The organism is Pseudomonas sp. B21-056 (assembly GCF_026016325.1).
Classification (GTDB): domain Bacteria; phylum Pseudomonadota; class Gammaproteobacteria; order Pseudomonadales; family Pseudomonadaceae; genus Aquipseudomonas.
Genome location: NZ_CP087203.1, coordinates 1,759,365 through 1,781,774, shown reverse-complemented (window position 1 = coordinate 1,781,774; position 22,410 = coordinate 1,759,365). Strand labels below are relative to the sequence as shown.

Below are 22,410 nucleotides of genomic sequence, written 5' to 3'. Positions count from 1 at the left end.
CGATGAAACCCCACACAACGCTTCACAATCAACGGCTGCTGCGTGGCCAGGCGCCTTCCTACGAACGCTTGCAGGCGCGGCTGGCCGTAGACGGCAGTGAATTGGGCGCCGACCCGATTGCGGTGCATTGCGGCTGGGGCCGACTGCTGATCGGCCACACCTTCCCGGACCCGGCGACCCTGGGCCGGGAACTGCTCAACGAACAACCCGGCGAACGTGACATTGCCCTGTATGTCGCTGCCCCGCAGCAAGTGCTGGGGCTGGAGCCGGCGCAGTTGTTCCTCGACCCTTCCGACACGCTGCGCCTGTGGTTCAGCGACTACCGGCAAGCCACCCGGGTGTTTCGCGGTTTCCGGATTCGCCGGGCCCAGAACGACACCGATTGGCAGGCCATCAACCAGCTCTACCAGGCTCGCGGCATGCTGCCGGTCGATCCCCTGCGCTTGACCCCGCGGCATCAGGGCGGGCCGGTCTACTGGCTGGCCGAAGACGAGGACACCGGCGCGGTGATCGGCAGCGTCATGGGCCTCAATCACCAGAAAGCCTTCAACGACCCGGAAAACGGCAGCAGCCTCTGGTGCCTGGCCGTGGACCCGCAGTGTTCACGGCCGGGGGTCGGCGAAGTGCTGGTGCGTCATCTCATCGAGCATTTCATGAGCCGCGGCTTGAGTTACCTCGACCTGTCGGTGCTGCATGACAATCGCCTGGCCAAGAACCTTTACGCCAAGCTCGGCTTTCGCAACCTGTCGACCTTCGCCATCAAGCGCAAGAATGGCATCAACCAGCCACTGTTCCTGGGGCCTGGGCCCGAAGCGCAGTTCAATCCCTATGCACGGATCATTGTCGAGGAGGCGCACCGCCGGGGCATCGAAGTGCAGGTGGACGACGTCGAAGGTGGGTTGTTTACCTTGATCCACGGCAGTCGCCGGGTCCGTTGCCGCGAATCCCTGAGCGACCTGACCAGCGCCATCAGCATGACCTTGTGCCAGAACAAAAGCCTGACCCATAAAATGCTGAAGAACGCCGGACTCAACCTCCCGGCGCAACAATTGGCCGGCAATGCCGACGACAACCTGGCATTTCTCGATGAACACGAGCGGGTGGTGGTCAAGCCGCTGGACGGTGAGCAGGGCCAGGGCGTGGCGGTAGACCTGCGCACCATCGAAGAAGTGCAGAGCGCCATCGAAGCCGCCCGGCAGTTCGATAGCCGGGTGCTGCTGGAAAGCTTTCACGAAGGGCTGGACCTGCGCATCCTGGCGATCAACTTTGAAGTGGTGGCGGCGGCGATCCGGCGTCCGGCGGAAGTCATCGGCGACGGCCAGCACACCATCGGTGCCTTGATCGAAGCCCAGAGCCGTCGACGGCAGGCGGCCACCGGGGGTGAAAGCAAGATTCCGATGGACGCCGAAACCCAGCGCACGCTGAATGCCGCAGGGTATGACTACGACAGCGTGCTGCCGGCCGGCGAGCACTTGTTCGTACGACGCACGGCGAACCTTCATACAGGCGGCGTCCTGGAAGACGTCACCGGTATCCTTCATCCGACCTTGGCCGATGCGGCGGTACGTGCGGCACGCGCCCTGGACATCCCCATGGTCGGCCTGGACCTGCTGGTGCCGGCTGCCGATCAAGCCGAATACGTGTTCATCGAAGCCAACGAGCGCGCCGGCCTGGCCAACCACGAACCACAACCCACTGCCGAACGCTTTGTGGACCTGTTGTTTCCCCATAGCCAGGGGGTGGTCTGACGCCCCTCAGTAGTGACTGATCGTTCCCACGCTCCGCGTGGGAATGCCTCAAGGGACGCTCCGCGTCCAGATGACGCAGAGCGTCAGCGGCTGCATTCCCACGCAGAGCGTGGGAACGATCGGATACTCAACCGTTCAGGAGTTTCCATGATCAGCAAAATCCCCGAACCGAATCTCGAATACCTGCAGAAAGTCCTGCTGGAAATGCTCGCCATCCCCAGTCCGACCGGCTTTACCGACACCATCGTGCGCTATGTGGCCGAACGCCTGGAAGAGTTGGGTATTGATTTTGAAATGACCCGCCGCGGTACGATCCGCGCCACCCTCAAGGGTCGCAAGAACAGCCCCGACCGCGCGGTTTCAGCCCACCTGGACACCATCGGCGCCACGGTGCGGGCCATCAAGGACAACGGTCGCCTGACCCTGGCGCCAGTGGGTTGCTGGTCCAGCCGGTTTGCCGAAGGCAGCCGGGTCAGCCTGTTCACCGACACCGGCGTGATCCGTGGCAGCGTGCTGCCCTTGATGGCGTCCGGGCACGCCTTCAACACCGCCGTGGATGAAATGCCCATCAGTTGGGATCACATCGAGTTGCGCCTGGACGCGTACTGCGCCACCCGCGCCGATTGCGAAACCCTGGGGGTCGGCGTCGGCGATTACGTCGCCTTCGATCCCCTGCCGGAATTCACCGAGAGCGGCCACATCAGTGCCCGCCACCTGGACGACAAGGCCGGGGTCGCGGCGTTGCTGGCGGCGCTCAAGGCGATTGTCGACAGCGGCGAAGAGCTGCTGATCGACTGTCACCCGCTGTTCACCATCACCGAGGAAACCGGCAGTGGCGCGGCCGCCGCGCTGCCTTGGGATGTCAGCGAATTCGTCGGCATCGACATCGCCCCGGTCGCCCCCGGCCAGCATTCCAGCGAACACGCCGTGAGCGTGGCGATGCAGGACTCCGGTGGCCCCTACGACTATCACCTGTCACGCCATCTGTTGAAGCTGGCCAAGGAGAACGAGCTGCCAGCACGCCGTGACCTGTTCCGCTACTACTTCAGCGACGCCCATTCGGCCGTCACTGCCGGCCATGACATCCGCACCGCCCTGCTCGCCTTCGGCTGCGACGCCACCCATGGCTACGAGCGCACCCACATCGACAGCCTGGCCGCCCTCAGCCGCCTGCTCGGTGCCTACATCCTCAGCCCACCGGTGTTTGCCAGCGATGCGCAACCGGCCCAGGGCTCCCTGGACCGCTTCAGCCACCAGCTCGAACACGATGCGCAGATGGAAAGCGATACCCGGGTGCCTTCGGTGGACAGCCTGGTGGGGCAGCGCTCGGATAACTGATAGAGGATTTTCACTGCCTGGAAGATTGCCATCGCGAGCAAGCTCGCTCCCACAATGGCCCTGCGCCACGCCCCCTGTGGGAGCGAGCTTGCTCGCGATGAGGCCAGAACAGGCACAACAGAACCCAAGGCTAGCCGCAAAGCCCCATTGGCCGTAGCATCGCGACATTGTCCAGCCGAGGTACCCCATGCTGATCCCCTACGACCAACTCGAAGTCGACACGCTCACCCGCCTGATCGAAGACTTCGTGACCCGCGACGGCACCGACAACGGCGACGACACGCCCCTGGAAACCCGTGTACTGCGCGTCAGGCAAGCCTTGACCAAGGGCCAGGCAATGATCGTCTTCGACCCGGAGAGCGAGCAATGTCAGCTGATGCTCAAGCACGATGTGCCCAAACACCTATTTGACTGAACAGGCCTTGCGGGCGACCTGATTCTTCTTTCTCTGGATCTTTTCGTATATTTCGAAGCGATGAACCTCGATGTGCCGCGGCGCTTCCACGCCAAACCGCACGGTGGTGCCGCTGACCGACAGCACACGAACGGAAATATCATCACCGATGGAAATCAGTTCACCCACAGCACGGCTGAGTACGAGCATGGTTCTTGTCCTTAAGAATATCTGGACCTTGACCATGCCCGGCCTGTTTGCTGTTCACAAGACACCGGCAAGAATTCAGTAACCCCCTACAAACAAGGCTCCGAAAACTGAAGGAAACGTCCTGCAAAAACTTGTCGGACCGCAATTCTTCAAGGGGCCGAGAAACGCGGGCCGAACAGGATCACACTGGCGCCCAGCACGCAGAGCGCCACGCCGATCCAGTCGGAACCCAGTGGTCGGACTCGCTCCACCACAGCCAGCCAGGCGATAGAGGCGATGATGTAGATACCGCCATAGGCGGCGTAGGCACGACCGGCATAGGTCGCTTCAACACGGGTCAGCAACAAGGCGAACACCGTAAGGCAGAGCAACGCCGGTGCGATCCACCAGGCGCTCTTGCCCTGGCGCAGCCACATCCAGAACCCGTAGCAGCCGGCGATTTCGAACAACGCGGCGAGAAAGAACCACACATAATTGAGCATGCAGATGTCCATCAGGAAGGCCGGAATGGCGCCATCCTGAGGACACTGCATAGCCAGGTCAAGTTGGGTTCTGTCTGGCCTTGGCGCGCATCTTGTCGGCCATGACGGTCATTTCGTCGTACAGCAGTTGCGGGTTCTTCTGCTTCATCGCCCAGGCCATGCGTCCCTGTTCGTGGGGCAGGATCATGAACTCACCCTGGGCCACTTGCTCAAAGATGTAGTCAGCAATGTCAGCGGCGGTGATGGGCGAACTTTCCAGCAACTTGCCCACCTGGGCCTTCATGGCCGGGGTCGGGCCACGGAAAGAGTCCAGCAGGTTGGTCTGGAAGAACGACGGACAGACCACGTGCACGCCGATTTCCTGCTGCGCCAGTTCCACCAGCAGGCTTTCCGACAACGCCAGCACGCCAGCCTTGGCCACGTTGTAGTTACTCATGGCCGGTCCCTGCATCAGGGCTGCCATGGAGGCGATGTTGATGATCTTGCCCTGGCTTTTTTCCAGCAACGGCAGGAACGCCTTGCAGCCCTTGACCACCCCCATCAGGTTGATCGCGATCTGCCAATCCCAGTCTTCCAGGGACAATTCACTGAAAAATCCACCCGAGGCCACGCCGGCGTTGTTGACGATGATGTCGATACCGCCGAATTTCTCTTCGCAGGCCTGGGCGAACGCCGTCAGCTGACTGTAATCGCGCACATCGCAGCGTTGGACGAAGCCGTCGCCGCCAGCATCGCGTACCAGCCTGAGGGTTTCCTGAAGACCTGGCTCACTGACATCCGACAAGGCCAGGCGCCAGCCTTCGCGGGCCCAGCGCAGCGCGATTTCGCGGCCCAGGCCCGAGCCGGCACCGGTGATCATCATGCGATTTTGCATAGGAAACAGCCTTGTTGTTCCGGGAGAGATGGGCCGAGTGTAGCGAAGGACCCCGCCGGACCCACGCTCCATCAGATTGCTGAATGGCGGGGGCAAACCGTAATAGGTTGTGGAGGCCTGTGGCAGTGGTTCCTGCCCCAGGGTTTTCCGTATACCCGACTGGTACTCAAAAACTTTGAATTTTTTACAGGACGTTATGGTCGGACTTATTAAGCCGCCCGGATTTATGCAGCGCGCTGGCAGTTGAAAGTTGTATCACTCCATAACTGACCAATAAGGAAATCAACAATGGGCACGATACTCATCATTATCCTGATCCTCCTGCTGATCGGCGGCCTGCCGGTCTTCCCGCACTCCAGAAGTTGGGGTTACGGCCCGTCCGGTATCATCGGCGTAGTGTTAGTGGTGCTGTTGATCCTGCTGTTACTGGGCAAGATATAAATCAATAGCAAAAAAAAGAGGCCTTTTTTCAAAGGCCTCTTTTTTATGCATCGTTGTTATCAGTCCGGCTTTCCGTCCACCACGCCAGCGGTGTTATCCAGCAGGCTCTTGGTGGCGGTTTGCAGGAACGATTCAAGCCTGAGCTTCATTTGAGAGGTGTCCGGTGCATCCGTGATGACTTCGGCATGCGGACTGGCCCCTAGTTCGTAGCGGAACATCTTCGGTCCCATTTCTTTTTCCTTTGGCAGTACCAGAATACGGTCGCCTTGGATAATCGCAGTAGTCTGATCACTGCCTGACGGCTTGATGACACCAAACCCCGTGTCGCCTTCGGGCAGGTTCAACAGGTCGCGGCCCCAGCACTGGTTGCGCACCTCCCCGCCGATCCGCCCCATGATGGTGGGGACGATGTCGACCTGGGTGCCCACGGTGTGGTTGCGCTGGCCGAATTTTTCCTGGATGCCCGGACCGATCAACAGCATCGGCACGTTGAAGCGGCCCAGGTCCATCTCGGTGATCTGGCGCTCGTTACCGAAACCATGGTCGCCGACCACGACGAACAGCGTCTCCTTGAAGTAAGGCTCCTTGCGCGCCTTCTCGAAGAACTGACCCAGCGCCCAGTCGGCGTAGCGCATGGCGGTCAGGTGTTCGTTCAGGCTGCCGCGGTCGGTGACCCGCTCCACCGGCAACGGCGTCGGCAGCGCATACGGCGTGTGGTTGGACAGGGTCTGCAGCAGGGCATAGAACGGCTTGCCGTTTTCCCGCGCCTTGAGCTCGATCAGGCCACGGTCGAACATGTCCTGGTCGGACACGCCCCAGGTCGGATCGGAGAACACCGGGTTGACGAAGTCGTTACGTCCGATGAAGTTGGTCATGCCCTGGTTGCTGAAGAACCCCGACTGGTTATCCCAGGCGAAATCGCCGTTGTAGACATACACATCGTCGTAGTCACGGGCGCTGAGCAGTTGTGGCAGGCCCGACAACTTGTGGCTGCCTTCCGGCGTCTGCATCAGGTATTCGAAGCCCGGCAGGTTCGGGAAGCACGCCATGGTGGCGAACATACCCTGGTGGGTATGGGTGCCGTTGGAGAAGAAGCGGTCGAACAACAGGCCTTCCTTGGACAACTTGTCCAGGTACGGCGTGATGTTGCCCGGTGCGCCCAGGGCGCCTACCGAGTGACCGGCCATGCTTTCCATGAGAATCACGACCACGTTCTTGATCGGCAGGGTCTTGTCGGCCGGCGGTGTGTAATCGCGGCGCACGGCAGCGGTGGTGGTATCCACCAGCTTGTCGTCGGGCAACACCAGCATGTCACGCACGGTCTGCTGTGCCAGTGGTTGCTCGAGGGTGGCTTTCCAGATGTTGTCACGGTCTTCGGACATCCGGCTCTTGGCCGCCGCCACCAGCGACAGCGTGCCGTTGAGGCCCAACTGGTTGGCGAAGTTCGAATCGGTGGTATAGACGTCACCCCAACGCAGCGGAGGCCCCTGGCGCAGGGTGCCACGGGCCGCGACCACGGCCACCAGCAGGCAGACGATGAACACCGCCACACGGCCGTACCACGGAGCGATCTGGCGCGTGCCGATGCTGCCGCCGCTGAACGGGCCGCGCGGCCGGGTCGCACGGTCGGCGCCCTTGAACGCCAGGCTCAGGATGATAGTGCCGCCGGCCCAGGCCAGCAGGTAGCGCACTACCGGGAAACCGTACCAGAGCATGCTCATCACGGTTTTCGGATCTTCCTTCACATACTGGAAGACCAGGCCGTTGAGGCGCTGGTGGAATTCACGGTAGAAGTCCATCTCCATCAGACCCAGGAACAGCGCAATGCTGGAGGTGACGGTCAGCCAGAAACGGAAGAAGCCACGGGCCGCCATGGCCCGGGCGCTGAACAGCGCCAGCAGCAGCGGAATGCTGAGGTAGACCACCAGGCGCAGGTCGAAACGCAGGCCATTGGCGAAGGCTTCGACAAAGGTCGAGGCCGGGGTGTCGAGGATCATCTGGCGGTTATAGACCAGCAGCGCCACGCGCAGCAGGCTGAACATCACCATCATCACCAGGGCGCAGAGCAATGTGTAGGCCAGGTGCGATTTGACGGTCGGTTGCAGCAAGCGATGAGTGCTTCGCTGCTGACTCAGGGCGTCCGGGATTGCCATGTCGTTTGAGGACCCTATTGGAGTTGGAGTGACAAAAAGAACAACGGCGCACCCTCTGCTGACCAAGACCTGGCCGGGGGTTTGCGCAAGAGCGCAGATGTTGCACGAACGGCTACGGCATTGCCATTAAATAACCGGCGGCAATAAAAGCGCGGGGGATTGTCCGCAAGATTTTGTGAAAATTTCGTGCAATGAATATCTGGAAACACAAAATGCCGGGGCCAAACCCAATATCAGGCCGAACCCTGTTGTGGCGAGGGGATTCATCCCCGCTGGGCTGCGCAGCAGCCCCCACCAATTGCAACTCGGTGTGTCAGGTTGATTGAGTTGTTTGGAATGGGGCTGCTGTGCAGCCCAGCGGGGCGGTGCGACGTCTCGCTAAATCCCCTCGCCACAAAAAGCCCCCTCAGCCAAATCAGTCGTTACTCGGCTTGTTGATCGCCCGCAATACATACTGTGGCATGGCAAACGCACCGAGATGAATCTCAGGGTTGTAGTAGCGGGTGACGATGCCACTGCCGATGAACCGCTCGTGCAGGGTTTCACGGGACAGTTTGCGATAAGCGCTGTCGGTCGAGCCCCAGGCGAAGGTCATGGCGCCACCGATGTAGGTCGGCACGGCAGCCTGGTAGAAGTGCCAGTCGGCAAACAGGCCTCGCAGGCGCCCGGCGGTGGTCTGCACTTCAGCCAGTTGCATGAACGGCGTGCCGTTCTGGGTCACCAGGATGCCGCCGTCGTTCAGGCAGCGATGGCAAGCCTGGTAGAAGTTCTCCGAGAACAATACTTCGCCCGGGCCGATCGGGTCGGTGGAGTCGGAAATGATCACGTCGAACTTCTCCTGGGTGGTGGAGACGAAGCGCATGCCATCGTCGATCACCAGGTTCAGTCGCGGGTCGTCGTAGGCGCCCTTGGAATGGTTGGGCAGGAATTCCTTGCACATGTCCACCACGGTGCCGTCGATTTCCACCATGGTGATGTGCTCGACGCCCAGGTGCTTGGTCACTTCCCGCAACATGCCGCCATCGCCGCCGCCGATGATCAGCACACGCTTGGCCTTGCCGTGGGCGAGGATCGGCACGTGGGTCAGCATCTCGTGGTAGATGAACTCATCGGCTTCGGTGGTCTGGATCACGCCATCGAGGGCCATCACCCGACCCATGCGCGGGTTCTCGAAGATCACCAGGTGCTGGTGTTCGGTGCGCACTTCGTGCAACAGCTTGTCCATCCGGAAACGCTGGCCGTAGCCTTCGTAGAGGGTTTCCAGGTAGTCGCCGGCCGGGGTGGTCGTCATGGTCAGGTGCTCCGATAGCTCACAAAGGCGCGCATTCTACGACGATGGGGATGACAGGTCGAACCTTGCAGGAGAGATGTAGGAGCTGTCGAGCGAAGCGAGGCTGCGATCTTTCCCCTGGTAATTGAGTCCAGAGTGAAAGACCAGGATCAAGAGATCGCAGCCTTTGGCAGCTCCTACAGCTCAGAGGAGCAAGCGTTCTTCAGTGAAACTGACGCCCCAAGCCCCCCGGTACGCCTTCGATGGTGGTGTCTTCCCAAGGCCCGTTCGGGCTGACGGAGCGGCTCCAGCCGTTGTTCCAGCGGTAGTAGGTGCGCTGGCGGTAGAAGGTGTTGGGCTGGTTATCCAGCACATAGACCCCAAGCTTGGCATCCCAGTGGCTGTTGCCCCCCGGTGGCGGAGCGAAACTGGCGGACGTGCGCGGCAGCGGCTTGGCCGGTTTGTTCGGGGTCACCGGTTTGCCCGGCACGGTGGACGGCACCGGTTTGGTGGTCGGCCCCGAGGGCGGAATGGGTGGCAGCGGCGTCGAGGGCTCCGGCGGACGATGAACCGCACAAGCGCTCAGGCCCAGGACGAGCGTCAGCAAAGTGATACGGGCGATGGCGGTCATGGTGCGAATTCCTGTCATTGGTCCGGGCTGTCGATGGTCAGTTGTTGCGGCGTCGTGGTGCTGCTCGCCAGGGGCTGGCTGCGGCCGATCCATTCGCCGGAGGTCGGTTGACCGGCGCGGGAAATACGCGCCACCAGTTGGACTTCAGGGAAGTTCGACAGTTTCAGTTGCGGCATCATCGCGTCCGCGTCCCCCAGCTCGACACTGACCGGCAGATCGGCGACGGTCAGGCGCTTGGCCGCCAGCGGCGCCGGCGGGCCGGAAACGGCGCGGGCAAAGATGAATACGCTGTCACCCGGCTGGACCTGGGCCTTGAGGGCCGGCGCCAGGTCGACACGCACCTTGAGCACCGCTGCCGTCTTCGCTGCCGGCGCCTGGGCAACCTTGCCGCCAGCGGCCTGGAGCCTCTCGGTGGCGCGGGCAATGCCGCCTTGCAACGCCTCGCGGGATTTGTCGCCCTCCGGCAGTTGCGCCAGCAGACGCCCCCAGTAATCAATCGCGTCCTGATAGCGCTCACCTTCAAACGCGGCGATGCCCAGCAGGCCCAGGCTGGTGACTTCCTTGGGATCGAGCTTCAGTGCTTCGTCGGTCAGGGCCTGGACCTTGTCCGACCATTTCTTGCCATCGGCAAAATACTGCGCCTGGGCCCACTGCCCCAGCAGCTCGGGCTGCCGACCCGCCACCGCCACGGTGCGCTCGTAGATCTTCGCCGCATCCGCCGGCCGATCCTGGGCCATGTAGGTACGACCGAGAAAATACAAACCCTCGGCGGAATCCGGTTGTGCCGCCACCGCCCTTTCCAGGCGCTGGGTCATTTCTTCCATCGACTGCGGCGCCTGGGCAAATTCGCGGGTCAGCTCGACCTTGTCGCTGGCGCCGAAATGCAGGTACAAGCCCAGGCCCAGCACCGGCACCAACACGGCGGCGAGCAACGGCAGCGGTTTGCCCATGCGCGACTCCCGCGGCGCTGCGGCGCCCTCGGTATCGGCGAGCAGTTCCCGGGCGGCTTCTGCGCGACCGGTGTCCAGTTGCGCGGCATTGAGCACGCCCTCGGCCTGTTCGGCCTGCAGCTCGGCGACCCGCTCCTGATACAGCGCCACATTGAGCGCGGTACGGTCCTCCTCCCGCTGGGCGCGACGAACCCGCAATACCGGGATCAACAGAAAACTCAGGGCAATCAGAAGAAGCAGACCTGCGGCGAGCCAGAAATCAATCATGCTTGGTGTTATCCAACAGTTGGTCGAGGCGCTGGCGCTCTTCGACGGAAAGCGTGTCCGGGGCGGCCGTGCGCTGGACCCGACGGCGGCGCACGATCAGCGCGATCACCACGAAGCCGCCGAGCAACAACCCGGCGGGGCCGAACCAGAGCAGCGCGGTCTTGGAAGACAGGGCCGGGTTGTAGCGCACGAACTCACCGTAGCGATCCACCATGAAGTCGATGATCTGCTGGTTGTCCTTGCCCTCGCCGAGCATGCGGAAGATTTCCTTGCGCAGGTCGGCGGCAATCGGGGCGTTGGAGTCGGCGATGTCCTGGTTCTGGCACTTGGGGCAGCGCAGTTCCTTGGTCAGCTCGCGAAACCGCTCGCGCTCGCCCTCGCTGGCGAATTCGTAGGTGTCGATGGCGGCGTGGGCCACGCCGGCGAGACTCAACCCCAGGACGAAGGCGGATAACCAGCGCTTCATGGCTTGGCCTCGTCCACCAGTGCCTGGTATTTGCCAGCCAGGTTCTCCCGCCACACCTGTTCGTCGATCACACCGACGAACTTGTCACGGATGACGCCCTTGGCGTCGATGAAGAAAGTTTCCGGAGCCCCATAGACCCCCAGGTTCAGACCCAGGGTGCCCTCTTCATCTCGAATGTCCAGTTGATACGGGTTGTGGAACTCGGCGAGCCACTTCAAGGCATCGACATTGACGTCCTTGTAGTTGACGCCGTAGATCACCACGCCGTTCTGCGCCAGTTTGTTCAACACCGGATGCTCGACCCGACAGGAAATGCACCAGGTGCCCCATACGTTGACCAGTGCCGGCTTGCCCAGCAGATCGGCACGGGTCAGGGTCTTGTCGCCCTGCACCGAAGGCAGGGTGAATTCCGGGAACGGCTTGCCGATCATCGCCGAGGGCAATGCGGACGGGTCCAGGAAAAGCCCCCGATACAGAAAGACCGCCATCACCAGGAACAGCGCCAGCGGCAATACCATCAACCAACGTTTCATGCAGTGGCTCCCGTCACGCCCAGGGCTTCGCGCACCCGGGTTTTCACCTTGACCCGATAACGCCGATCCAGTGCCGCCAGTGCTCCACCCAGGCCGGTGAGCAGGCCACCGAACCAGATCCAGCGCACGAACGGCTTGACGTGCACCCGCACCGCCCAGGCGCCGTCGCCCAGGGACTCACCCAGTGCCACATAGAGGTCGCGGGTGAAACCGGCGTCGATTCCGGCTTCGGTCATCACCGAGTTCTGCACGGTGTACAGGCGTTTCTCAGGATGCAGTACCGCCACTTCCTGGCCGTCGCGAATCACCCGCACCGTGCCTTTATCGGAGGTGAAGTTCGGGCCTTCGAAGTGTTTGGCGCCTTCGAACACGAATTGGTAGCCGGCCAGTTCCATGGACTGTCCCGGTGCCAGGCGCAGGTCGCGCTCGGCGCTGTTCTGGCTGGACAGCACCACGCCCAGGGCGCAGACGGCGATGCCCAGGTGAGCAACCTGCATGCCCCAGTAGCTGCGGGTCAGGGTCGGCAGGCCCTTGATCAGGCCTTTGTGACGGGTCTTGTCGAAGATGTCCCGTACACCGGCCAGCAGCACCCAGGCCGCCAGCACGAAGGTTGCCAGCACCGCCCAGTTGAAATCGCCATAGGCGATCCCGGCGACCACGGCCAGGGCCGCGGTGCCCAGCAGCACCGGCGTCAACATGCCCAGCAACCACTTGACCGGAGTGTCTTTCCAGCGCACCAGCACGCCGACCGCCATCACCACCATCAGGATCGCCATCAGCGGAATGAACAGCGCATTGAAATACGGCGGCCCGACGGAGAGCTTGGCCCCGGAGAGCGCATCGAGCACCAGCGGGTACAACGTTCCCAGCAGGATCATCGACGCGGCCACCACCAGCACCAGGTTGTTGCCCAGCAACAGCGTCTCCCGGGACCAGAGGTTGAAGCCGACCTGGCTCTTGACCACCGGCGCCCGCAGGGCGAACAGCGTCAGCGAACCGCCGACCACGAACAGCAGGAACATCAGGATGAACACGCCGCGCTCGGGGTCCGAGGCGAAGGCATGCACCGAGGTCAGCACGCCGGAACGCACCAGGAAGGTTCCCAGCAGGCTCAACGAGAACGCTGCAATCGCCAGCAGCACGGTCCAGCTCTTGAACACACCGCGCTTTTCCGTGACCGCCAGGGAGTGGATCAGCGCCGTGCCCACCAGCCACGGCATGAACGAGGCGTTTTCCACCGGGTCCCAGAACCACCAGCCGCCCCAGCCGAGTTCGTAGTAGGCCCACCACGAACCGAGGGTGATGCCGATGCCCAGGAACGCCCAGGCGACGATGGTCCATGGCCGCGACCAGCGAGCCCAGGCGGCATCGAGGCGACCACCGAGCAACGCGGCGATGGCGAAGGCGAAGGCCACGGAGAAGCCGACGTAGCCCATGTAGAGCATCGGCGGGTGCACGATCAGGCCGATGTCCTGCAGCAGCGGATTGAGGTCGCGACCATCCATCGGCATCTGCGGCAGGATCCGCGCGAACGGGTTGGACGTGACGATCAAGAACAGCAGGAAACCGGTGCTGATCATGCCCATCACCGCCAGCACCCGGGCCAGCATCACCTGGGGCAATTGCCGGGAGAACACCGAGACGGCGAAGGTCCAGCCGGCAAGAATCAACGCCCAGAGCAGCAGCGAACCTTCATGGGCGCCCCACACCGCACTGAACTTGTAGTACCAGGGCAAGGCGCTGTTGGAGTTGCTCGCGACGTAGGCCACGGAGAAATCATCGGTCATGAAGGCGTAGGTCAGGCAACCGAAGGCGAACACCATGAAGGCGAACTGCCCCCAGGCGGCCGGCTGGGCCAGGCTCATCCACAGGCGATCGCCGCGCCAGGCGCCGAGCAACGGCACAATGGCCTGCACCAGGGCCAGGCACAGGGCCAGGATCATCGCCAGGTGGCCTAACTCGGGAATAAAGATGCCAGTGCTCATCGATCAGCCCTCCTTCACGGGAGCAGGCGCCGACTGACCACTGTCTTTAAGAGCCTTGGTCACTTCCGGCGGCATGTATTTTTCGTCGTGCTTGGCCAGCACCTCGTCGGCCACCACCACGCCATCGGCGTTGAGCTTGCCCAGGGCGACGATGCCCTGCCCTTCGCGGAACAGGTCCGGGAGGATGCCGCGATAGGTGATGGTCACGGTCTTGTTGAAGTCGGTGACATTGAACTTCACGTCCAGCGAATCCCCGGAACGTACCAGCGAGCCCTTCTCCACCATGCCACCGGCGCGGATGCGGGTGTCCTTGGGCGCTTCGCCATTGGCGATCTGGGTCGGGGTGTAGAACAGGTTGATGTTCTCCCGCAAAGCACTCAAGGCCAGGCCGACCGCGGCACCGACACCCACCAGGATCGCCAGGATGATGACAAGACGTTTTTTGCGCAGCGGATTCACTGACCGTTCTCCCGGCGCAGACGACGCGCCTCTTGTTGCAGATACCGCTTGCGGGCCAGGATCGGCACCGTCACGTTGAGGGTCAGCACCACCAGGCAGATGCCATAGGCCGACCAGACATACAGGCCATGATGGCCCATGGCGAGGAAATCGCCGAATGAAGCGAAACTCATCGAGCGGCCTCCAGGCTGTTCCGGACTTCGGCCTGCACCCAACTGGCCCGGGCTTCACGCTTGAGCACTTCCAGGCGCATGCGCAGCAACAGCACCGCACCGAAGAAACAGTAGAAGCCCAACGCCGTCAGCAGCAGCGGCAGCCACATCTCCACCGGCATCGCCGGTTTTTCCGTAAGGGTGAAGGTCGCGCCCTGGTGCAGGGTGTTCCACCACTCCACCGAGTACTTGATGATCGGGATATTGATCACACCGACAATCGCCAGCACCGCGCAGGCCTTGGCGGCGCTCTCACGATTACTGATGGCGTTGCCCAGCGCAATAAGACCGAAGTACAGGAACAGCAGGATCAGCATCGACGTCAGTCGGGCATCCCAGACCCACCACGAACCCCAGGTCGGCTTGCCCCAGATCGCCCCGGTGACCAGCGCCACGGCGGTCATCCAGGCGCCGATGGGCGCTGCGCATTGCAGGGCCACGTCGGCCAGCTTCATCTTCCAGACCAGCCCGACCACGCCGCACACTGCCAGCATCACGTAGATCGACTGGGCCAGCATCGCCGTGGGCACATGGATGTAGATGATGCGGAAGCTGTTGCCCTGTTGATAATCCGGCGGCGCGAAGGCCAGGCCCCAGACCACGCCGATGCCGATCAGCAGCAGTGCGGCGATGCTCAGCCAGGGCAACAATCTGCCGCTGATGCCGTAGAACCACTTGGGTGAGCCGAGCTTATGAAACCAGGTCCAGTTCATTGCTGTTTCCATCACGGTTGCGGCTCGTCATCACGAACCGCCGGGGCGGCCTTACTTCTACGGAAGTGGTCAGTTTTTGACCAGGCCTCATTATTATTCGCCGACGCTGATCTTCAGGCCAGCGGCTATTGCAAAGGGTGTCAGGGTTATCGCCAAGGCGGTCAGGCTCCCAAGCCAGAGCAGATAACCGGTTGCCGGCATGCCTTGCAAGGCGGCCTGCAAGGCGCCGCTGCCGAGGATCAACACCGGGATATACAGCGGCAGGATCAGCAACGCCAGCAACAGGCCGCCGCGCTTCAACCCTACCGTCAATGCCGCGCCCACCGCACCGAGCAGGCTCAGTACCGGGGTGCCCAGCAGCAGCGACGCCAGCAGCACCGGCAGGCACGCGGCGGGCAACCCCAGCATCATCGCCAGCAGCGGCGAGAGCAATACCAGCGCCAGGCCGGAAAAAACCCAGTGTGCCAGTACCTTGGCCAAAACCAGAAGGGCCAGGGGGTGCGACGAAAGGACCCACTGTTCCAGTGAACCGTCTTCGAAATCACTGCGGAAAAGCCCGTCCAGCGAGAGCAGGACCGATAAAAGTGCCGCCACCCAGACCAACCCTGGCGACAAGGTTTGCAACAATTGAGTCTCCGGTCCGACCGCCAGCGGAAACAACGCAATGACGATCGCGAAGAATACCAGCGGGTTGGCCAGTTCGGCGGGACGGCGGAACAACAGACGCGCTTCGCGGGCGAGCAACAGGCCAAACACACTCATACGGCCCAGTTCCCCAGATCGATATTGCGATAACCGGACGGCATCCGGGCCAGTGTGTGGTGGGTGGTCAAGAGCACCATGCCACCGCCTTCGCAATGCCGGGCCAGGTGTTCCTCGAGCTGCGCCACGCCCTGTTTGTCCAGGGCGGTGAACGGTTCGTCGAGAATCCACAGCGGCGGGCTGTCCAGGTACAACCGGGCCAGGGCCACGCGGCGTTGCTGGCCAGCGGACAAGGTATGGCACGGCACGTCTTCGAAGCCGCGCAACCCCACCATGGCCAACGCCTGCCAGATCGCCTCACGACCGGAGGGCCGATGCAGCGCACAGAGCCAGCTGAGGTTTTCTTCGGGGGTCAGCAGATCCTTGATCCCGGCGGCGTGGCCGATCCAGAGCAGGTTACGGGCCAGTTCGCTGCGCTGGTCCTGCAAGGGCTGACCATTGAGCAGCACCTGGCCGGCGGTCGGCTGCATCAACCCGGCCAGCAGACGCAGCAGGCTGGTCTTGCCGCTGCCGTTGGGGCCACTGATCTGCACCATATCGCCGGGCGAGAGTCTCAATTCGAAGTGTTCGAAAAGCAGCCGCAAGTCTCGCTCACAGGCGAGGCCGACGGTTTGCAAGAGAGGACTGGTCAAGGGATCGCGGGCCTTATACGGTTTAAGTCGGCGGTGCAGCGGCCGTTAAAGAGATGCAGCATAGATGCATTGACGGCCTGTTCCACAGAGCTGCGTCAAACAATTGCAAGGTTTTCGCCACTCCCTGAAAGACGGGCGGCATTATACATGCGATGCCTCCAGGGGGCGTTCTCAATTAGTTTCCAGGGTAAGACCGCAGATGACAGGCGACATGAACATTCAGCCGCTGCCCCAGCCCACCGCAACGACGCGTATGCCGGCGGTCAGTGGCGAGCTGCTCAAACTGCTGACGCCGGTCGAAGGCCTGATCGGTCCCGGCCAGACGGCCAGTGCCGAGGTGCTGTCACTCAAGCAGGCCGACCAGACTTTCCAGCTACTGCTCAAGGTCACCCTGGACAGCGGCCGCCAGACCACCGTGCAGGCCACCAGCGCCCAGCCGCTGCCACAAGGCACCAGCCTGGCGGTGACCCAGCCGTCCGCCAGCAACCTGGCGATCACCGTGCAACAGGCCGTTGCCTCCAGCGTCGCGACCCTGACCCGTATCGACACCACGCAATTGCCGGTCGGCACCCTGCTGCAAGGCAAGGTGATTACCAGCCAGGCGTTGCCGCAGTTGCCGGGCCAACCGGCGGTGTATCGATCACTGGTGAGCCTGCTCAACACTGCGCAGGCTGGCAGCACCCTGGATATCGACAGCCCCCAACCGCTGCGTATCGGCACGCTGTTGAGTGCTCAGGTGCAGGACGCCCAGACGCTGAAATTCATTCCGCTGAGCAACCGCCAGGAACAACTGGCGGTGAGCCAGCAACTGGCAACCCAGGTGAGCCGACAAGGCTCGTTGGACAGCCTGATCAGCGCCCTGCAGAACCTGCCCGCCACGGATGAGACCGGCGTCGAGCTGCGTGCCGCGGTGACACGCCTGCTGGCCGGCCTGCCGGATGTGCAGCAACTGAGCACGCCCAAGGGCCTGGCCCAGGCCTTGGCCGCCAGCGGCGTGTTCCTGGAAAGCAAGCTGCTGGCCGGACAACCACCGAGCCTGGCAGCGGACCTCAAGGGCGATCTGCTGAAGCTGATCGGCCAACTGACGACGACCCTGCCCACCTCCACCAATCTCGGCGCGATCATTGCCGCCAACACCCTGGCCCAGGCCTTACCCAGCTTCGTGCGCAACGCCTTGGGCATGCTCGGCCAAGTCAGCGCAAAGCCACAACCTACTGGCTTCCCCCTGCCCTCCCGCCTGTTGAAGGGCCAGGACGATGAAGGCGACCTGGAACATCTGCTGCGCCTCGCCGCGGCTGCCGTGTCGCGCCTGCAAAGTCACCAGTTGTCGAGCCTGGAACAGACCGGCCTGACCGACGACGGCCGGTTGATGAGCACCTGGCAACTGGAAATCCCGATGCGCAACCTGCAGGACATCGTGCCATTGCAGGTCAAGTTCCAACGCGAAGAAACCCCGCCGCGGGAACAACCCAGCGAGCGTCGGGAAGAACGTGAGGCCAAGCAGCAGCTTTGGCGGGTCGAACTGGCCTTCGACCTGGAACCGCTGGGGCCGCTGCAGGTCCAGGCGCAATTGCTCAGCGGCAGCCTGTCGAGCCAGTTGTGGGCGGAACGGCCCTACACGGCGAACCTGATCGAACGCAACCTGGCGGCGCTGCGCGAGCGCCTGGTGACCTGCGGCCTGAACGTCGCCGACCTGGACTGCCACGTCGGCACCCCGCCCCAAGGCCCCAAGACCCGACTCGAACAACGCTGGGTGGACGAAACCGCATGACAACCCACACCGAACCACGGCAGGCCATCGCCCTCAAATACGACGGCCATCACGCCCCGACTCTCACCGCCAAGGGCGACGAAGCCCTGGCCGAGGAAATCCTGCGGATCGCCCGGGACAGTGAAGTGCCGATCTACGAGAATGCCGAACTGGTGAAACTGCTGGCCCGGCTGGAACTGGGAGAAAGCATTCCGGAGGAGTTGTATCTCACCATTGCCGAGATCATCGCATTTGCGTGGAATCTCAAGGGCAAGTTTCCCAAGGGGTTCGACCCGCATGCGCAGAGTGTCGAGAAGGATGTGACGGAGCGTGGGGACGATTACTGAATGCCGGCGGCGACGCTGAATACAAGCAAGTTCCCCACTGCAGAGCGTCCCGGACTGATCGTTGGCTGACGACGCGGCCAATTTTAAGTCTGTAAATCCTGTGGGAAATAACTGTCTATGGTGACGGAGTTTGTTCCGGCTGGACCGAGAAACAACCCAAACCCTGCTAACCCGTTTCCCCAAACCTAGCGCAACAACCGGTTTTAATGGGCTTGCATCATGGGGCGCGGGAAAATCACTCACCAGGATATCCACCTGAACTTCCTACAGCCCGGTTGCGGCTACCAAAATCGCTGCCTAAAGTTGGCCTGTCGCTGACATCAGTTGGCGAAGGGTTTCGCAGCCCTTAAGATTGATACCTTGTTCGCCATGTACGGCCGGCTTTCGGTTGCGCATCGTTTCATGGCGGTTGTGCGTGGGAGACCTTCGGGTCTGCCGGGTCTTGGTGTTAATCCTCCGGTCTGCGAACCCGCGCATAGCTGCCACCCATCCTGTTTCGCAGCAGAACGGTGGCAATCCAATTTTCATCAGGATTAACACCATGACAAGTCAGCATCCGCTCAACCACTTCACCCCCATGTCTCACTTCGCCACCGAACATCCCGTCCTCCTCATTGATGCAAACGCCCCACTGGGTGAGCTCCACAGCTGCCTTAACGAACGCCTCGAGGCCGTCCTCAAGTACCTCAATCTCATGGCCTGCACCACCCTGCCCGACTATGCCGAAAACGACATTAATACCGTCACCAACATTGCTCGGATCCTGGTTCAGGATGTGAGCGATGTGTTTCGGGTAATCGAAGTGCGGGGATTTGAGGCATCTGAGGGACAGTAGCGGTTCCAGGCATACAACCCGTCTCGGCGGGTTGTTGCTTTTCTGGTTCGCATTCAGAAGCGGTGGAAAGCCTTCTGGGAACGTTCAGTAAGATTAAGGCTCCACTTTTTTGGTCTTTGTCTTGGACGCAAAGTAGCCACCAGCTCTACCGAATTTCACTCAGGAGCAGGCTTTCCAATTTGTCTATAGAATCAGTGCCCATTGAGTAGACTACGTTACGAAAAATGACTCCAAGCGCCTGATTTTAAGAATTTATGTGCTGAGAGCTGAGGATTTGCGATGAAAATTGAATACCTCGAGATCGAAGGCTTCAAGAGCGCGGTAAACATAGTCCTGCGGGATGTGCCACCCTTTACAGCTCTAGCCGGCTCGAACGGTGCAGGTAAGAGCAACATTACTGACGCGCTGGCCTTTCTGGGTGCGGTAGTGAAGCGAGGGGCTGCCCAGGCAATACGTGACTTTGGGGGATTCCAGCAGATTCACTGCTTCAAGCATAGAAAGGAAAAACGTACGACGATCTCCTTTGCGCTCAGGATAAAGCTCAAAGAAGAGGTGTTCGACTACAGCTTGAAAATATCCGGGATAGACCGGGTACCTCAAGTACTTGAAAGCTTAAAGATCAACGGCAAACAGGTCATTGATCGCAAGAGCAGCAATGAAACGCAGATTGCTTTAAGTGACGCCCAGGGTCTGCAGCTCTTGCCTGAATACGCACAGGACATGACTGCGCTCATGCTGCTCAGCCATTCGCCACTGTATCGCATGCTTACCAATATCCAGGTATTCCGGATCGATCCGCTAGAAGCCAAGGAACCTGACAGCTCAACAGCAGATGCTACGACACTCGATAGCCACGGTCGGAACGTGGCAACCATGTTGTCAGTTCTGGAGAAAAACGAACGCTTTCGTGACCAGGTACTGGAATGGATCGAGTTGATAGTTCCGGGAATGGAGAATGTCTCTACCGAGAAGCAAAGGTTGGATGGCTCAACGGTGATCACCTTCAAGGAAGAAGGAACAAAAGCTCGGTTCCCGGCACGGCTGATTTCTGATGGTACGATTTATGCCCTGTGCATCATGACCGCTGTATTAAGCCGTGCAGACAAATCAGGCATCACAATCATAGAGGAGCCCGAACGAGGCATTCATCCGAAAGCTATCGGTGAGCTGGTCCAGTTGATGCGTGAAAATGCGTCCGTGGAACACCCAGTTCTCATCACCACCCATAGCGAATCCGTTGTCCGGAATCTTGATCTTGAAGAACTGTGGCTCGTGAATAAAGAGGATGGCAAGACCAAGGTCAAATGTGCTTCGGACTCAAGGGTCGATAAAAAAGATATCCCGCTGGACACAGCCTGGCTGGCCAATCTTTTTGATGGAGGCCTGCCATGGTAAAAGTTGGATTCATCGTTGAAGGCGACAGCGAAAAAATCGTTATCGAATCCGCTGACTTCAGAGCGTTTCTGCTGGAAAATAATTTTGAACTGATCAATCCCGTGGTCAATGCCAAGGGAGGCGGTAATCTTTTACCGCAAAACATCGACGCCTATCTGGCGCGCCTGGATCAGCAAGCAGTGGATAGAATCGTTGTGCTTACCGATCTCGAAGACGAAGAGTCAGTTGATGTAGTCAGAGAGCGCATCTCGAACGCACGAATCGATATCACATTTGTCGCTGTAAAAGCGTTGGAAGGATGGTTCCTGGCTGACTCAAGTGCAATACGCAAATGGCTTGACGTCCATCACTTCGATGAGCCTCAACCCGAGCAGACACTGAACAAGCCTTGGGACCGCCTCAAAGAAATATCAAATGAGCTTGGTAAACGCGGTCCGGGCAACAAGACCGCATTTGCAAAGAAGATGGTCAAGCATTATGGCTTCAGCATTCGCCAAGCCGCCACGCACCCAGAGTGCCCAAGTGCGAAGGAACTTGTCAGCTACTTCACGAAGCAAGGACAAGCCTAAGCGCAAGACAACCTGCGAGGCTGTAATCTCTTGTAGCTTGCCGCTCAAGGCTCTTAGCCGCCTCGATGCAACTTACTCATCAACTCCGCCTCGGCCTGGGTCAAGCCGCAGGCCTGGGTCAGTTCGTCGACACTGGCGCCCATGCCCACCAGCCGTGCAGCCTGGGCAAAGGACAGGCTCGAGGGGTCGCGCTGTTCCAGTTGGGCCAGTTTGTCCGGCAACGGGCTGAGCACGGCACGCAGCTCATGGATGGCTTCACCCATGCGCACGGTACCGTTCTGGTAATCGTCGACACGCTTGGCCAGGTCCTTGATGCGCTGATCGCGCAGCGCATCGCCCTGGGCCTGCTGAGCGGCGATCTGCCGCTGGCCGCGTATGTACGCCAGGAACATCGCCAGCGTGCCTGCCCAGAAAAGGAACAGGACAATGACTGCTACCTCAAGAATCAATCAGATACTCTCCAGTTCCGACCACTCTTCTTCGCTCATCATTTTTTCCAGCTCGACCAGGATCAGCAACTCGTTGTTCTTGTTGCAGACGCCCTGGATGAACTTGGCCGATTCTTCGTTACCGACGTTAGGCGCGGTTTCGATTTCCGACTGACGCAAGTAAACCACTTCAGCCACGCTGTCGACCAGGATGCCGACCACTTGCTTGTCGGCCTCGATGATCACGATACGGGTGTTGTCGTTGACCTCGGTGGAGCTCAGGCCGAAACGCTGGCGGGTGTCGATCACCGTGACCACGTTGCCACGCAGGTTGATGATACCCAGCACGTAGCTTGGCGCACCCGGGACCGGAGCGATCTCGGTATAGCGCAGCACTTCCTGCACGCGCATCACGTTGATGCCGTAGGTTTCGTTGTCGAGTTTGAAGGTGACCCATTGCAGGATCGGATCTTCGGAACCCTTGAGAGACGACGCCTTATCATTCATACCCTGACCCCTCGAAAAACCGCCTGTGGCGGTGTGTTCTGCGCCGTGACGCTGTGCGC

26 protein-coding genes are annotated in these 22,410 nt (G+C 61.0%); 9 read left to right on the top strand and 17 right to left on the bottom strand.

Annotated features, from left to right (window positions below; genetic code table 11):
* Positions 1–2 precede the first annotated feature (2 nt).
* From ngg to LOY67_RS07980, 3 genes are all read left to right on the top strand, one after another.
* A complete protein-coding gene (gene ngg / locus LOY67_RS07990) occupies positions 3–1,748 on the top strand; it encodes an N-acetylglutaminylglutamine synthetase (RefSeq protein ID WP_265066688.1) in 1,746 nt (581 codons plus the stop codon).
* Between the two features lie 147 nt (positions 1,749–1,895).
* A complete protein-coding gene (locus tag LOY67_RS07985) occupies positions 1,896–3,086 on the top strand; it encodes an osmoprotectant NAGGN system M42 family peptidase (protein ID WP_413776166.1) in 1,191 nt (396 codons plus the stop codon).
* 187 nt (positions 3,087–3,273) lie between these two features.
* Positions 3,274–3,501: a YheU family protein gene (locus LOY67_RS07980; protein WP_047226285.1), complete on the top strand. Its 228-nt coding sequence runs from the start codon at positions 3,274–3,276 to the stop codon at positions 3,499–3,501.
* Here the strand turns inward: LOY67_RS07980 and csrA are convergent.
* The 3 genes from csrA to LOY67_RS07965 form a co-directional block, all read right to left on the bottom strand.
* The gene (gene csrA, locus LOY67_RS07975; RefSeq protein ID WP_265066687.1) at positions 3,490–3,690 is read right to left on the bottom strand and encodes a carbon storage regulator CsrA; all 201 of its coding nucleotides are present in this window, start codon (positions 3,688–3,690) and stop codon (positions 3,490–3,492) included. The two genes, LOY67_RS07980 and csrA, sit on opposite strands and share 12 nt — an antisense overlap.
* A gap of 149 nt (positions 3,691–3,839) precedes the next feature.
* The gene (locus LOY67_RS07970; RefSeq protein ID WP_265067717.1) at positions 3,840–4,172 is read right to left on the bottom strand and encodes a YnfA family protein; all 333 of its coding nucleotides are present in this window, start codon (positions 4,170–4,172) and stop codon (positions 3,840–3,842) included.
* Between the two features lie 58 nt (positions 4,173–4,230).
* Positions 4,231–5,046 carry an SDR family oxidoreductase gene (locus tag LOY67_RS07965; protein WP_265066686.1) on the bottom strand — a complete coding sequence of 272 codons (816 nt, stop codon included), beginning with the start codon at positions 5,044–5,046 and terminating at the stop codon, positions 4,231–4,233.
* Between the two features lie 288 nt (positions 5,047–5,334).
* Here LOY67_RS07965 and LOY67_RS07960 point away from each other — a divergent pair, with 288 nt between their 5' ends.
* Entirely contained in the window at positions 5,335–5,487 is a 153-nt protein-coding gene (locus LOY67_RS07960; RefSeq protein WP_018606531.1) for a DUF3309 family protein, read from the top strand.
* A gap of 59 nt (positions 5,488–5,546) precedes the next feature.
* Here the strand turns inward: LOY67_RS07960 and LOY67_RS07955 are convergent, their stop codons facing one another.
* From LOY67_RS07955 to ccmA, 12 genes are all read right to left on the bottom strand, one after another.
* Positions 5,547–7,640: an LTA synthase family protein gene (locus tag LOY67_RS07955; RefSeq protein WP_265066685.1), complete on the bottom strand. Its 2,094-nt coding sequence runs from the start codon at positions 7,638–7,640 to the stop codon at positions 5,547–5,549.
* 415 nt (positions 7,641–8,055) lie between these two features.
* Positions 8,056–8,931 (bottom strand): polyamine aminopropyltransferase, encoded by an 876-nt coding sequence (gene speE / locus LOY67_RS07950; RefSeq protein ID WP_265066684.1) that lies wholly within the window; start codon positions 8,929–8,931, stop codon positions 8,056–8,058.
* Positions 8,932–9,133: 202 nt separating this feature from the next.
* The gene (locus tag LOY67_RS07945) at positions 9,134–9,541 is read right to left on the bottom strand and encodes a hypothetical protein (RefSeq protein WP_265066683.1); all 408 of its coding nucleotides are present in this window, start codon (positions 9,539–9,541) and stop codon (positions 9,134–9,136) included.
* 14 nt (positions 9,542–9,555) lie between these two features.
* Entirely contained in the window at positions 9,556–10,758 is a 1,203-nt protein-coding gene (gene ccmI, locus LOY67_RS07940; protein ID WP_265066682.1) for a c-type cytochrome biogenesis protein CcmI, read from the bottom strand.
* Entirely contained in the window at positions 10,751–11,224 is a 474-nt protein-coding gene (locus tag LOY67_RS07935; protein WP_265066681.1) for a cytochrome c-type biogenesis protein, read from the bottom strand. Before LOY67_RS07935 ends, ccmI begins: the two co-directional genes overlap by 8 nt.
* Positions 11,221–11,757 (bottom strand): DsbE family thiol:disulfide interchange protein, encoded by a 537-nt coding sequence (locus LOY67_RS07930; RefSeq protein ID WP_265066680.1) that lies wholly within the window; start codon positions 11,755–11,757, stop codon positions 11,221–11,223. Before LOY67_RS07930 ends, LOY67_RS07935 begins: the two co-directional genes overlap by 4 nt.
* The gene (locus tag LOY67_RS07925) at positions 11,754–13,742 is read right to left on the bottom strand and encodes a heme lyase CcmF/NrfE family subunit (RefSeq protein WP_265066679.1); all 1,989 of its coding nucleotides are present in this window, start codon (positions 13,740–13,742) and stop codon (positions 11,754–11,756) included. Before LOY67_RS07925 ends, LOY67_RS07930 begins: the two co-directional genes overlap by 4 nt.
* Positions 13,743–13,745: 3 nt before the next feature.
* Positions 13,746–14,201, bottom strand: coding sequence for a cytochrome c maturation protein CcmE (ccmE, locus tag LOY67_RS07920; RefSeq protein WP_265066678.1), 456 nt, complete (start codon positions 14,199–14,201; stop codon positions 13,746–13,748).
* The gene (ccmD, locus tag LOY67_RS07915; protein WP_265066677.1) at positions 14,198–14,374 is read right to left on the bottom strand and encodes a heme exporter protein CcmD; all 177 of its coding nucleotides are present in this window, start codon (positions 14,372–14,374) and stop codon (positions 14,198–14,200) included. Before ccmD ends, ccmE begins: the two co-directional genes overlap by 4 nt.
* Positions 14,371–15,126, bottom strand: a complete 756-nt coding sequence (locus LOY67_RS07910; RefSeq protein WP_265066676.1) for a heme ABC transporter permease — start codon at positions 15,124–15,126, stop codon at positions 14,371–14,373. Before LOY67_RS07910 ends, ccmD begins: the two co-directional genes overlap by 4 nt.
* Positions 15,127–15,219: 93 nt before the next feature.
* The gene (gene ccmB / locus LOY67_RS07905; RefSeq protein ID WP_265066675.1) at positions 15,220–15,888 is read right to left on the bottom strand and encodes a heme exporter protein CcmB; all 669 of its coding nucleotides are present in this window, start codon (positions 15,886–15,888) and stop codon (positions 15,220–15,222) included.
* Positions 15,885–16,520 (bottom strand): cytochrome c biogenesis heme-transporting ATPase CcmA, encoded by a 636-nt coding sequence (gene ccmA, locus LOY67_RS07900; RefSeq protein WP_265066674.1) that lies wholly within the window; start codon positions 16,518–16,520, stop codon positions 15,885–15,887. Before ccmA ends, ccmB begins: the two co-directional genes overlap by 4 nt.
* 199 nt (positions 16,521–16,719) lie before the next feature.
* On the opposite strand from ccmA, the gene LOY67_RS07895 reads away from it, so the two are divergent.
* The 5 genes from LOY67_RS07895 to LOY67_RS07875 all read left to right on the top strand — a co-directional run bounded on the left by LOY67_RS07895 (position 16,720) and on the right by LOY67_RS07875 (position 21,416).
* On the top strand, positions 16,720–18,291 hold the full coding sequence (locus LOY67_RS07895; protein ID WP_265066673.1) for a flagellar hook-length control protein FliK: 1,572 nt from the start codon (positions 16,720–16,722) through the stop codon (positions 18,289–18,291).
* Positions 18,288–18,617: an EscU/YscU/HrcU family type III secretion system export apparatus switch protein gene (locus tag LOY67_RS07890; protein ID WP_265066672.1), complete on the top strand. Its 330-nt coding sequence runs from the start codon at positions 18,288–18,290 to the stop codon at positions 18,615–18,617. Before LOY67_RS07895 ends, LOY67_RS07890 begins: the two co-directional genes overlap by 4 nt.
* A 541-nt stretch (positions 18,618–19,158) precedes the next feature.
* Positions 19,159–19,452 (top strand): fructose-bisphosphate aldolase, encoded by a 294-nt coding sequence (locus LOY67_RS07885; protein WP_265066671.1) that lies wholly within the window; start codon positions 19,159–19,161, stop codon positions 19,450–19,452.
* A gap of 279 nt (positions 19,453–19,731) precedes the next feature.
* Entirely contained in the window at positions 19,732–20,847 is a 1,116-nt protein-coding gene (locus LOY67_RS07880) for an AAA family ATPase (protein WP_265066670.1), read from the top strand.
* Positions 20,841–21,416 (top strand): DUF4276 family protein, encoded by a 576-nt coding sequence (locus LOY67_RS07875; protein ID WP_265066669.1) that lies wholly within the window; start codon positions 20,841–20,843, stop codon positions 21,414–21,416. Before LOY67_RS07880 ends, LOY67_RS07875 begins: the two co-directional genes overlap by 7 nt.
* 53 nt (positions 21,417–21,469) lie before the next feature.
* Here LOY67_RS07875 and LOY67_RS07870 read toward each other — a convergent pair whose 3' ends face one another.
* Complete coding sequence (locus tag LOY67_RS07870; RefSeq protein WP_265066668.1) at positions 21,470–21,865, bottom strand: DUF2802 domain-containing protein; 396 nt, start codon at positions 21,863–21,865, stop codon at positions 21,470–21,472.
* The gene (locus LOY67_RS07865) at positions 21,866–22,351 is read right to left on the bottom strand and encodes a chemotaxis protein CheW (protein ID WP_003183968.1); all 486 of its coding nucleotides are present in this window, start codon (positions 22,349–22,351) and stop codon (positions 21,866–21,868) included.
* Positions 22,352–22,410: the final 59 nt, after the last annotated feature.